Annotated in this window: 10 protein-coding genes; 8 read left to right on the top strand and 2 right to left on the bottom strand. The window is 66.3% G+C overall.

The features are described from left to right. Nucleotides 1-93: 93 nt before the first annotated feature. Both BLIN9172_RS08420 and BLIN9172_RS08415 read left to right on the top strand, forming a co-directional pair. The gene (locus tag BLIN9172_RS08420) at nt 94-1,209 is read left to right on the top strand and encodes an LLM class flavin-dependent oxidoreductase (RefSeq protein ID WP_101554652.1); all 1,116 of its coding nucleotides are present in this window, start codon (nt 94-96) and stop codon (nt 1,207-1,209) included. A gap of 345 nt (nt 1,210-1,554) precedes the next feature. Further along, nucleotides 1,555-2,643: a C40 family peptidase gene (locus tag BLIN9172_RS08415; RefSeq protein ID WP_101554651.1), complete on the top strand. Its 1,089-nt coding sequence runs from the start codon at nt 1,555-1,557 to the stop codon at nt 2,641-2,643. Nucleotides 2,644-3,018: 375 nt separating this feature from the next. Here BLIN9172_RS08415 and pepN read toward each other — a convergent pair whose 3' ends face one another. Then, complete coding sequence (gene pepN, locus BLIN9172_RS18520) at nt 3,019-6,240, bottom strand: aminopeptidase N (protein WP_240812076.1); 3,222 nt, start codon at nt 6,238-6,240, stop codon at nt 3,019-3,021. Between the two features lie 85 nt (nt 6,241-6,325). Between pepN and BLIN9172_RS08400 the strand changes: the two genes are divergently transcribed. Continuing rightward, on the top strand, nt 6,326-7,474 hold the full coding sequence (locus tag BLIN9172_RS08400; RefSeq protein ID WP_101554650.1) for an FUSC family protein: 1,149 nt from the start codon (nt 6,326-6,328) through the stop codon (nt 7,472-7,474). A 156-nt stretch (nt 7,475-7,630) separates the two neighbouring features. Here BLIN9172_RS08400 and BLIN9172_RS08395 read toward each other — a convergent pair whose 3' ends face one another. Beyond that, complete coding sequence (locus BLIN9172_RS08395; protein WP_101554649.1) at nt 7,631-8,284, bottom strand: helix-turn-helix domain-containing protein; 654 nt, start codon at nt 8,282-8,284, stop codon at nt 7,631-7,633. A 66-nt stretch (nt 8,285-8,350) separates the two neighbouring features. On the opposite strand from BLIN9172_RS08395, the gene BLIN9172_RS08390 reads away from it, so the two are divergent. From BLIN9172_RS08390 to BLIN9172_RS08370, 5 genes are all read left to right on the top strand, one after another. Continuing rightward, on the top strand, nt 8,351-9,202 hold the full coding sequence (locus BLIN9172_RS08390; RefSeq protein ID WP_101554648.1) for an AzlC family ABC transporter permease: 852 nt from the start codon (nt 8,351-8,353) through the stop codon (nt 9,200-9,202). After that, nucleotides 9,199-9,675, top strand: a complete 477-nt coding sequence (locus tag BLIN9172_RS08385) for an AzlD domain-containing protein (protein ID WP_101554647.1) — start codon at nt 9,199-9,201, stop codon at nt 9,673-9,675. Before BLIN9172_RS08390 ends, BLIN9172_RS08385 begins: the two co-directional genes overlap by 4 nt. A gap of 189 nt (nt 9,676-9,864) precedes the next feature. Further along, nucleotides 9,865-10,176 carry a DUF2516 family protein gene (locus tag BLIN9172_RS08380; RefSeq protein WP_101554646.1) on the top strand — a complete coding sequence of 104 codons (312 nt, stop codon included), beginning with the start codon at nt 9,865-9,867 and terminating at the stop codon, nt 10,174-10,176. A 73-nt stretch (nt 10,177-10,249) separates the two neighbouring features. Continuing rightward, nucleotides 10,250-11,059, top strand: a complete 810-nt coding sequence (locus BLIN9172_RS08375; protein ID WP_101554645.1) for an alpha/beta fold hydrolase — start codon at nt 10,250-10,252, stop codon at nt 11,057-11,059. 102 nt (nt 11,060-11,161) lie between these two features. Then, nucleotides 11,162-12,502, top strand: coding sequence for a glycosyltransferase (locus BLIN9172_RS08370; protein ID WP_240812077.1), 1,341 nt, complete (start codon nt 11,162-11,164; stop codon nt 12,500-12,502).

The raw sequence follows: 12,502 nt of genomic DNA, 5'->3' as shown, positions 1-12,502 counted from the left end.
CACCTTCGGCTGACCGCCGGATGAACCCTCTTCAGCCGATCCCCAGGTCGGCGCGGATCGGAATGTTCCGCTCGCACGTACTGTTGCCCCGGTATGAAGCTTTCGATCCTCGATCTCGTCCCGGTCCGCGCAGGACAGACGACAGCAGACTCCTTCGCCGCCTCGAAGCAGATCATCGACACGGCTGACAAGCTCGGATTCACCCGATATTGGGTCGCCGAGCACCACAACATGCCCTCCATCGCATCGACGATGCCTGGTCCGGAGCTCATGTACCTCGGCCAAGGAACACAGCAGATTCGCCTCGGTTCCGGTGGGGTCATGCTTCCCAACCATGCTCCGCTGGCCGTCGCCGAACTCTTCGCCCTCCTGTCGGCGGTCTACGGCGACCGTATCGATCTGGGAATCGGGCGCGCACCGGGTACGGACCCGATCACCTCGGCGGCAATGCGAGGCCACCTCGGTGAGGGACGGATGGTCGACCGCGAAGGGCGAGCAATCGATCCCGTCGAACAGTTCCCCCAACACGTGATCGACACGCTCAGCCTCATGCGGCCCGAGGGGATGCGAGTTCCGCTCCACGGTGGGCGCGAACACGTGCTCAAGGCGACTCCCGCTGCAGTGCCGGGAACGCAGCCGCTGCCCTGGCTGCTCGGATCGTCCGGATACTCTGCGCGGCTGGCAGCTGAGCTCGGCATGCCCTATGTCTTCGCCAACCACTTCGCATCCGGTGCCACCACCGGAATGAAGATCTACCGCGACAATTTCACTCCGGGTGCCTACGGTGACACGCCCCAGACTTTCGTCACGGCCAACGTCGTCGCAGCACCGACCGAGGAAGAAGCGCAGCTGCGTGCGGAACCCTTCGTGCTGCAGATGGCTCGACTGCGCACGGGCGGGCCGATGGAGAAACTGCACCTGGTCGGCGACGACGTGCGATCGGTGATGACCGACCAGGAGCGTATGGTCGGCGAAGAGCTTTCCGGCAACTGGATCATCGGCGACACGGAATCCGTGTCCGCGCAGCTCGAGGAACTCGCGGAGCGCTTCGACGTCGACGAAATCATGATCCAGCCGATCGCCGGCGCCATGGAAGGCGAACACCTACGCGAAGACCCGGGGCGGATCCAGACGATCGAATTGCTCGCCGCAGAAGTCCTCGGCTCCACCGGTGCCTCCGGCGTTGCTGGTGCAGGCACCGATATGTGAGAGCTGATGCAGGCACCGATATGTGACACCTGACTGAGGACTGTCTCCGGCCCCGGTCGGGCCCGATATCGGCCGGCGGTGCCTGGTCGAAGTCTCAGCTGAGCATCGATTCGAGCAAGTGGACTTCAAACCATGACCAGTCCGCGTTATCCTGTCACGGTGTCATGAATACCGCCGGTCGTGTGACAGCCGGTAGAATCGACACCGTGCAGAACCTCGTTTCCGGCGAGGCCGCTCCTGACGGAGAGGCCGAATCAGAAGCGAAGACAGTACGCCGAATGCGCTTGCGCACCTTCGGAGACTTCCCCCACGCGGGCCTGCCGCCCGCAGACCGAAAGAGAAATAATGCGTACCAAAATTGCTGTTTCGGCAGCACTTGGGGTCGGACTGGTTTTCGGCGCTGGTGCTCCCGCACTGTCGAGCAATCTGTCCTCGACCGACGCCGCAAATACGTCCGGCATCTCCGCTGGAGTCGTGCCCGGCCAAGAACTCGAACGAATCACCGACGGCACGATCGAGAAGGGCGAGACCGCCTACGTCGATGTCACGGTAGCGACGCTGTGGACCGACCCTAAGGCTCCGCGCAAGGTGGACAAGCCTGCGCTCCAGCACCCCGTCGCCCTCAAGAAGTGGAACAAGAACCTCGAATCCACCGATGCCCGCCGCGGACTGACTGGCAAAACCGAGACCCAAGCGACGTACGGTTCGGAGGTCTCCGTCCTCGATGTCAAGGGCAGCTGGGCCAAGGTCGCCGTGACCGACCAGCAGACCCCGAAGAACAAGAAGGGCTACCCGGGCTGGCTGCCCAAGAAGCAGCTGGTTGAAAACGACCGCTTCGGGAAGCTCCGCGAGGACCAGCCCCGAGCCGTGGTCACGAAGCCCAAGAGCGAACTCGAAGGCATCGAGTTCACCAAGGACACCGGTGCCGACATCAGCTTCAACGTCGATCTGCCCCTCATCGCACAGGACGTCGACGACGTCCGCGTCGCACTCCCCGGAGGCGGAGCCGCCTGGATCGACATCGACGATGTCGATGTCTACGATGTCGGCGGCAAACCCGAGAAGCCCAGCGGCAAAGACCTCGTGAAGACCGCGAAGCAGTTCGACGGCCTGCGCTACCTGTGGGCCGGAGTCTCGGCCTACGGATTCGACTGCTCCGGATTCACCTACTCCATCTTCAAAGCCCACGGCATCGACCTGCCCCGCGACTCCGGCGAACAGGCGAAGGCCGGCAAGGCAGTCTCCTCGTCGAACCTCAAACCCGGTGACCTGCTGTTCTTCTCAACCAGCTCGGGAACGGTCCACCACGTCGGCATGTACGTCGGCGACGGCAAGATGATCCACTCGCCGAACGCGTCGAAGGACGTCTACGTCACCGACTGGAAGAAGTGGGATTCCGGAAACGAATTCTCTGGAGCCCGCCGGATCCTCTGACCATGACCGAGTCGGAGCGACCCGGACCGAGTCGGAGCGATCTGGACCGAGTCGGAGCGATCTGGACCGAGTCGGAGCGACGAACAGCCGGTTCAGGCGGAAACTGAGACGAGCCGACACTCTGATGGCCGGTGCCCCAGGAAGGAAGGGCGCCGGCCATCAGCGATTTCAAGTGAGCCCTAGCTGGGGAGCCCCGCCAGGGGAGCGGCGCTAGCCGAGGCCGGTATCGAACAGAGCTGACCGGGACGACCGTCGGCTCGGTTTCACCGGTACTCGCCCGCCGAGGCGGCTGCGGAGCTGATTCGCCCAAGGTCCCCTCGCCGAGGCGGCTGTTGAGCTGATTCGCCCCAGCCCCCTCGCCGAGGCGCCTGCCGGTCAGTGTCGCGAACTCTGAGTCGATTTCAGGAAGATGGCACGGGCCAGATCATCCCGACGTTCGATGACCAGGCGGCGCAGGGCCGCGGGCGCATCGACGTTGGCGGCCAACCACGTGTCGGTCTTCTCCACCACAGCTTCCTCGTCGACTGACCAGCGGGGATAGAGGCCGAGCACCAGGCGACGGGCGATCTCGATCGAATTGTCCATCCAGAACCCGAGCAGACCATCGAAGTACTCATCGACATACTCCTCGATGAGCGGCATCGCACTCGGCGCGATGAACCCGGAGATGATCGCCGACAGCACATCGTTGCTCAGCGCGCCCGCCTCGCGGATCGCCTCCCACGCACGGATCTTGACGATCGGCAGAGGCAGAGCCGCACTGGCCGTCTCGGCGTGGAGCCGACCCGAAGAGCTGGGATCCGAATGATTCTCCCGTGCGATATCGGTCTGATCGGCCCACCCGAGGCACACGAGCGCCGTCAGCGCATTCCACCGCAGCGCATGATCATTGATGAGGCCGCGGAACGGCAGCGTCGCAGTCGAATGCTCGGCACCTCGGCCCGAGCGGGCATCGCCGGACGCTTCGACCGACTGTCCCGCCGCGCCAGCCTGATCCGCCGCGCCGGCTTGATCCACTGCGCCGGCCTGATCTGTCGTACCAGCCTGACCGGCAGCATCGACTCGCCCGGACTGCCCGGGAGCTCCGGCATACATCCGGTCGACCTCCTCGCCGACGGGCACCGCCAGGATCTGACTGGCGAATCCACGCCCCATGGCCACCGCGGAACTGCCCGCCGCGCATCGCGCCGTCCGCGAGGTCAGCGCCAACACCAGATTGGCCAGATGCAGCTGCGCATCCGACCCGGCCTTCGCCGCAGCCAACGCATCCAGTGCCGCTCCCAACAGCCCCGTGATCGCGGCATCGAAATTCCGGTCCGCCACCCACTGATCGATGCAGGTCAGAGCGGTCTGGCTGAGTCCCGCCATGATCCCTGCGTGGCTCTCCTTGCCCAGGCTGCGGGCATAGGCAGTGAGGTACTTCTGGACCGGCATGAGCCCATCGCGGACCGCATTGTCCAACGCCGACCACACCAGGGCCCGCGACAGCGGGTCCGTGATCCGCGACGCCGAGGTGACCGCCGCCTCCGTCGATTCCGGATCCAGGCGCACCCGCGCATAGTCCAGATCGTTGTAGTTGAGCAGAGTGATCAGGCCGGCCCTGCGGCCGATCAGCTGCTCGACGTCGGCAGACTCGGTTGAGAACTCGAAACGGAAGGAATCGAGGGGCACGATCTCCCGCCCCGACCGCCCGAGCGTGGCGATCTCGATCGTGTGCGGCCGCAGCAGAGACGCGCCCTCGGCCGAATCGGCCTGAGTGATCGTGGCGCCCGTGACCTTCTCCGACCCGGACCGTCGCCGAGGCGGCTGAACACTGCCGCTTGCCCTGGACCCGGCCGCGTGCGCAGCTCCGCTTGCCCCGGACCCGGCCGCGGACGCGGCTCCGGTCGCACCGTCGACGCTGTCGTCGACCGCATCGGGACTGCGCAGCCGAGCTCCAGAACTCGAAGCCACGAGTCTCCCGCCTCCAGCGCCCCGCGAAGCGGCAACGGAATCCGTCGGTGCTCCGCAGCTGGCGAATCCAGCCGACCCGGCCGTTCCAGCCGCCCCGGCCGTTCCAGCCGACCCGACCGCTCCAGCCGACCCGACCGCTCCAGCCGACCCGGCCGAACCCGCAGACGCACCATCCGAAGGCCCAGCCGCACCATCCGAGGTGGTCAGCTGCAGGGACAGCTCCGAGACTCCGGACGTCCCCAACCACGCGGCCGCCCAGTTCGCGATGTCCCGCTCCGGCGCCGCCTCGGCGAGGCATTCGAGGAAATCCGCGAGCTCGGTGTTGCCGTACTCGAACCGCTTGAAGTACAGCCGCGACCCGGCGAAGAACGCCTCCCGGCCGACGAACGCGACGAGCTGCTTGAGCACGGACGCGCCCTTGGCATAGGTGATGCCGTCGAAATTGAGCTTCGCGGCCTCGACATCGGGGATGTCAGCGACGATCGGATGCGTCGTCGGATACAGATCCTGCGTGTACGCCCACGCCTTGCGGCGCAGCGCGAAGGTCACCCACCCATCGGTGAACCGCGTCGCCTCGGCCAGCGCGAGCCCGCCCATGAAGTCGGCGAAGGACTCCTTGAGCCACAGGTCATCCCACCACTTCATCGTGACGAGATCGCCGAACCACATGTGCGCCATCTCGTGCAGGATGACATTGGCGCGTGACTCGTAGTTCGCGTCCGTGACCTTGTCCCGGAAGATCAGATTGTCCGTGAACGTGACCAGGCCGGGGTTCTCCATCGCGCCGAGGTTGTACTCGGGAACGAAGATCTGATCGTACTTGCCCCACGGGTAGGGGTAGTCGAATTCGGAGGTGAAGAAGTCGAGGCCCGCCTTCGTGACGCCGAAGATATCCTCCGCATCGAGGTGGTCGACGAGGCTCGCGCGCGTCCACGCGCCCAGCTGCACGGTCTGCCCGGTGCGCGGATCCGTCCATTCGTCCGTCGCCCCCTCGTAGGGCCCCGCGGTGATGCAGGTGATGTAGCTCGACTGCTTGAGTGTCGGTTCGAAGTAATGGGTGACCACGGCCGCCGAGGCGGATCCGTTCGCAGGCTCGAATCCCGCCGAGGCGGCCCCCGCCGAGCCATCGGCCGGTTCCGTCCGTGCCTCGGCCCGGTTCGACAGGACCTGGAAATGAGCGGGAGCGGTGACCGTGAAGATGAACTCGGCCTTGAGGTCGGGCTGGTCGAAATTCGCGAAGACGCGACGGGCGTCGGTGGGTTCGTACTGCGTATAGAGGTAGGTCTTGCCGTCGGCAGGATCGGTGAACCTGTGCAGTCCCTCGCCCGAGGTGGAATAGCGTGCCTGCGCTTCGACCGTCAGAGAATTGCGGCCGGCGCGGACGGGGAACGTGACCCGGGCGCCGTCGAACACCTCGGCAGGGGAGAGGCTCTCACCATTGATCAGAACGGAGGTCACGGAGTCGGCGATGAGGTCGATGAATGTCGAATCGACGAAGCGAGCGGAGAAGTCGACGACAGTGCGAGACAGGTACGTGTCGGCATCGGTTTCGGCGTTGCTGACGTCGATATGGACTGAGTAGGAATCGACCTCGAGCAGCTGTGTTCGACTCTGCGCTTCGCTTCGGGTGAGATTCGTTGTCATTCGTTAGCCTCCTCGGCGGACAGACTTTAGCATGCCACATTTCCGGTATTCTGAGTACAGCACCAGCAAGCGGCAGAGGGGACTGATGGCGGACAAACGGGTCAGCGAACTGCCTCGGCGAGGGTTCAACGTCGTCGCCCACCGCCTGCGCTTAGGACTCAAGCGGGTGTGGGTGAACTCCGGTCAACTGATCCAGATCCCCATCGCCGCGACCGCCGCCTACGCTTTCTGCGTCTACGTGCTCGGCCACCCGTATCCGTTCCTCGCTGCGGTCGCCTCTGCCGTCGGCATCGGCCCCGTCGCTGACCGTCGTCTGCGCCGGGCGATGGAAATCGGCATGGGTGCGACCTTCGGGGTGCTCGTGGGCGAGATACTCGTCAACCTCTTCGGCTCCGGCATCTGGCAGCTCGCCCTGACCCTGATCGTCGGCCTGGTCATCGGCACGATCCTCAACTCCGGCGGCATCTTCATCACGCAGATCGCCGTCCAATCCGTCTACGTCGTCGTAGTCCCGGCCACCGCCACCACCATGCCGTTCCCGCGCACTCTCGACGCTCTCACCGGGTCCGTCTGCGCGATTCTGCTGGCCCTGCTCATCCCGCGCGACGCTCGCAAGGTCCCGCGGCGCCTGGCCGCAGACATGCTCGAGGAGGTCGACGCCGTCCTCAGGATGATGAAACGAGCCCTGCGCGAAGCCGATGTGACGATGGCCGGCCGAGCCCTCGAGCGCGCTCGCGAAACCCAGGACATCATCGACTCCTGGGGCTCATCCCTGCGGATCTCCCGTGAAGCCGCGAAGATCAACGCACGTGCCCGCCGGCATGCGGCCGAAGTCACCCGCCTGTCACGTGCCCACACCTTCTCCGACCGCGCGATGCGGACCATGCGAGTCATCGCCCGCCGCGTCGTCGGCATCACCGAGCTCGGCGTCGCCAAACCCGTCATCGCCGACTATGTCGGATCCTTGGCCGATGGTGCGAAGAAGCTCGAGATCGCTCTGCGCCGCGGCACCGACCGTTCCCTCGCCGAGGCGGCCCTGTCCGAAGCGGCGGGGGCTCTGGATCCGCGGGCGAAACCCGATTGGGACATCCACGACGAGTCGATGGTCCTGCTCCTGCGCACAGTCGCCGTCGACCTGCTGCAGGCCGCAGGGCTGACACGCGAGGAGGCACAGTCGCGGCTTCCGCCGCTGGCGGAGAACGCCGAAGACGATGACGGTCCGGTCGTTGAATAGTCTGTGATACCGCTGTCGATCTGCGGATAGTGCGCTTAAAGCGCTGGGCGTCGCGCGTTGTGTGGGCCCACTCTGCCGGCCGTGCGCCGAACGGGGCGGAGCTCGAATGGGGTCCGCGACTGACAGGCCGTGCCACGAATGGGCTTTGAGGTGCGGTCAGCTGCTTTCGACGACGAAGACGGCGTTCGTGCCCGGCGCCAGAGCCGTGAATCGATGGGGCTGATCGCCCGGGTGAGTGAGGTAGTCGCCGACCCCTAAGTCATAGGACTTCCCGAGGACCTCGATGCGTGCGGACCCGCGGCCGAGGATGACATGTTCGATCGTGCCCTGGGGATGCGGCTGAGATTCGCGCGGCTCGCCCGGTTCGGCCTGGATGAAGTAGACATCGCGACGGGCATTCGTCGGCGACGGTGAGAGCAGGGTGGCCACATAGTTCGCGGTCGTCGACGGCAGGCTGGGCATATCGCCGACGTGCTGCAGCGCCACCTCATGCGGGGGAGGGTCGAGCAGGCGAGCGAGAGGGATATCGAGCGCAGCGGCCAGTGCCCACATCGTCTCCAGGCTCGGATTGCCGCTTCCCGTCTCGAGTCCGGACAACGTCGACTTCCCGATTCTTGCCCTTCTGGCGACTTCGGACAAAGAGAGTCCGGCACGCAGCCGTTCGCGTTTCAAGGCCGCAGCGATCTGCTGACTCGGCGAGAGCCCGGTGCCGGCAACAGGGGCGGAAGCGGGGTCGGAATCTGAGGCGGAAGCGGGGTCGGCACTGCCGTGCGAGTCGTTCAGCGAATCATCGTTGCTTCGAGAAGTCATGGGTTCACTATAGCGCGTCGGTCGTTCGGGTTGACGAACGATTGCCGAGGGTGCACTGTATAGAACATGGGTTCATTATTTCGCACGATTGAGCGGAAGCCTCGCGTCGAGCGAGTTCTTGCCGGCTCGACCTATCGTGCGGTCGCCATCGTCACCATCACGATCATCGCAGTCGCGCTGTCGTACGGGGCGATCTCCGCGGTCTCCGGTTTCGCCTGGTGGCAGACGCTGCTGCTGGCGATGTTCGCTCTCGGCGGTGCCGCCGAGTTCACCTTCGTCGGCGTCATCGCAGCCGGCGGTGCCCCGATTCTCGCGGTGCTCGCGGGGCTCCTCGTCAATTCCCGGAACTTCGCCTTCGGCGTTGCCGTCGGCCCCTTCTTCCCACAGGACTGGCGAGCTCTCATCGCCTCCCACTGGATCAACGACGAATCCACCGCGATCTCGCGCACCGGGCACAACGATCGCGCGAAATGGCATGCGTTCCTGCTCATGGGAGCCGCAATCGCCATCATGTGGCCCGGCGGCGCCATGGTCGGACAGTGGCTGGGCAATGTCATCAACGCGGACCTGCTCGGACTCGACGCGGCCTTCCCCATCATCCTCTTCTGCCTCATCCGCGGGGATCTGAAGAACACGGTCACGCTCTCGCTGACCGCCATCGGAATCCTCATCGCCGTGGGGCTGACCCCGCTGCTGCCGCTCGGGCTGGGGGCAGTGACCTCGCTGTCCGTGTTCGTCTTCGTCGCCGCTGGCTGGGCCGTGCGCTCATTCATCCGCCGCCGCTCCGGAGACAACGGTGCCGAACTGCACGGTGTCGATCAGCGCAGTGCCGATCAGGGCGATGCTGAACTGCCCGGTGCCGAACAGCGCAGTGACGACCGAACGCAATCCGCGACTCGAGGGGAGGGGCACCGATGAGCGCAGTCAGCTTTCTCATCGCCCTGGCCGGGCTGAGTCTCGGAACCTATCTCATGCGCTTCGCCGGAGTGAAGGTGGGAGCGGCGATCGCTGTGAGGGGTCGTCGACGTACTCCGTCGACCGCCTCGGTGGGGGCCGGATCTTCCGAGCATGGAGAATCCTCGGCGTCCGGCCAGTCCGTCCCGTCTGGCGAATCCTCGGCGTCCGGCCAGTCCGTCCCGTCTGGCGAGTCCTCGGACTCAGCCGACTCGACCGAACGCGTGACGATATGGATGGACCGAGCCACGGTCGTGCTCATCGGTGCCGTCTTCGCGACGACCGCGGTCTTCGACGGCAAGGACATCGCGGATCCCGCCCGCCTCATCGGCGTCGGTGCCGGAGTGCTCGCCGCGATCCTGCGCGTGCCCATGCTGGTCGCCGTGGTCATCGGCATGGGCGTGTGTGCCCTCATCCGCACGACCGGGATCCTCTGAGCTGGGGCAGCGGCGGCCTGAACTGAGTGCAGGACGACGAACTGCCGGCGTGAGCCTGGGCACGGTCCACGGACTGCCGCCTCGGGGCACCCAGCACCCACTGTGAAAGCCGTGGGACGCGGGTGAGCAATTGCCGAGGATCTCCGGGCCGGAACTGCCCCGAAAGCGCGAGATTGCTAGGCTGGGACCATGGAATACATCGCGGGCTTTCAGCGTCTCGTCTTTCTGGCACTGACGGTGGCCGCATTCATCGTCCAACTCTGGGCGTTCATCGACTGCCTCCGCTTCAAGGACGAGAACTACCGCGCCGTGGACAAACAGAGCAAGAAGTTCTGGGTCATCCTCCTCGGCGTCGGACTCGCGCTCGCCCTCATCGCCCTGCCGCCGATGGGTATGAGCATGATCTTCCTCAACATCATCGCCCTCGTCGCCGGCATCGTCTACCTCACCGACGTCCGACCGAAGGTCCGCGCCGTCGACCCGCGCTACCGCAACCGCTGACCGGCGTGACGCCGCAACAGCATTCGCGAACCCGATCGGCACGCGCCCAGCACACGCTGACTAGACTCGCCCTATGAGCACCGACCTCAACCTGCCGGGCCCCGAATCCGGCTATATCGCCACGTTCGGAACCGGCGACCCGCACACCCTCTTCGGCCACGGATTCGCCGGCGCGATCCGCGACACCCGCCCCTTCGGCACCGGCATCACCGGCACTCGCCACTTCCTCCACCTGCCCGGCCACGGCGGCCGACCCTCACCCGGCCCCGGGTGGACCTACCCGCAGATCGCCGAAGTGCTCGCCGACGCCGTGAGCACCACCTCGGCGAGCCGAGCACTGGGTGTGTCGATGTCCGCCGGCGGACTCCTCCACCTGCTCAGCATCGCCCACCCCGTGACCCGCGGCCTCGACAAGGTCGCCCTCGTCCTCCCCGCCTCCTTCACCGGATTCCCCGCCGAGGTGGCCGCCGCCAACCGCTGCTACCTGGAGAGACTGCGTCGCCTCGTCGCCGATGAGGACATCGACGGCATCGTCGAACTCATGCTCTCCCGCGAGCCCGCCGAGGTGGCCCAGATGATCCCCGTGCGGGCCTGGACGAAGGCGAAGGCCGAGAACCTCGTCCGCACCGACATGTCCGACGGGCTCGGACTCGCCCTCGAGAACGCCGTCGCGGACACCGAGTCCGCCGCCGAGAATCTGCGTACCTTCTCCGGCGACGTCCTCGTGCTCACCCACGTAGACGACCCGGCGCACCCGGTCGCCGTCGCCGAGGACATCCACCGTGCGATTCCGACCTCCCGTCTCGAGGTGCTCCCCGCAGGATCGATCCTGTGGCGCGGACGACACGACGTGCGCCGCATCCTCGGCACCTTCTTCGATTAGACGTTGACTTCGGTGAGGGGCCGGCTTCGGTGAGGGACCGGCTTCGATGAAGAGCCGGCTTCGACTGGTCACCCGACTGAGGTCGTTGGCTAGACTGTCTCCGTGCGCATCTCCGTCCTCTCCCTCCACACCTCGCCCGTCGCCCAACCCGGCCAGGGCGATGCCGGAGGGATGAACGTCTATGTCGACCAATCCGTGCGCGCGCTCGCCGCGGCCGGACACCGAGTCGACGTATTCACCGCCGACCCCGGCGGGCTCGACGGCACGGGAGCCGGCGCGGGCACGACGCTGGAGATCACCGAATCCATCACCCTCCACCACCTGCCGGTCGGCGCTGCGACGAAAGACGAACTCGCCGACGCGATCGACGAACTCGCCGAACTGCTCACGGTCCATCCCGACTTCCGCGCCGCCGATCTCATCTGGACCCACTATTGGATCTCCGCCGAGGCGGCCCTGCGCGCCCGTGACATCGCCGCCGACTTCGACACCGACTCCGGGTCCGGGCCCGCCGACGCGCTGGGGCCGGGCAGAGCAGTGCGGGCGCCGATCGCGGTGAGCATGCACACGATCGGTGCCGTGAAGAACCGCGATTCGGAGACCAGCCACGAACGGCCCCAGCGGCTCGACGCCGAAGGACGCATCGCCGCGCAGGCCGACCTGCTCGTCGCGGCCACCCCTGCCGAACGCCGCGACCTCGTCACCGAACTCCACGCCGATCCCGACTCGGTCGTCGTCGCCCGACCAGGGGTCGACCATGCCCTCTACGCGCCGGACGCTCAGGCGGACGCGCGCGAGCGTCTGGGATTCGCCGCGAACGAGGCGATCATCCTCTACGTCGGGCGGATGCAGTTCATCAAGGGCACGGACGTCGCCGTCGACGCCCTGGCCGAACTGCGGGAACGCAATCCCCACCTGGCCTCTCGAACCCGCGGAATCCTCCTCGGCGCCGCCTCGGGGGCAGGCGTCGAAGCAGGCGGAGGAGCGGTCCGCCCCTCCTCGGCGTATCTGCGGGAGCTGACCGCGGCGATCGGGAACGAACCCAGCGTCGAGGTCCGCCCGCCCGTTCCCTCCCGCATCCTCGTCGACTACTACCGGGCCGCGGACGTGCTCATCGTCCCCTCCCGCAGCGAATCCTTCGGACTCGTGGCCGCCGAGGCAGCCGCTTCAGGGCTGCCGGCGATCGCCTCGGCGGTGGGCGGACTCCCGGAGATCGTCGAACACGGGCATTCGGGACTGCTCATCGCCGATCACAACCCCCACCACTGGGCGACGGCGATCGAAACCCTGCTCGAGGACACGCAGCTGCGGACGGAACTCGCCGGCCACGCCGTCGACCGTGCCGAACGTTTCGATTGGGCTCGGACCGTCGCCGCCGTCCTCGACGCCGTGCCGGATATCTCCGGCGCATCATCTCGGAAGTCGGACGCGCTGGGAGCTTGA

The sequence above is a fragment of the Brevibacterium linens ATCC 9172 genome, from assembly GCF_900169165.1.
Taxonomy (GTDB): domain Bacteria; phylum Actinomycetota; class Actinomycetes; order Actinomycetales; family Brevibacteriaceae; genus Brevibacterium; species Brevibacterium linens.
This window is presented reverse-complemented; position numbering and strand designations above follow the sequence as displayed.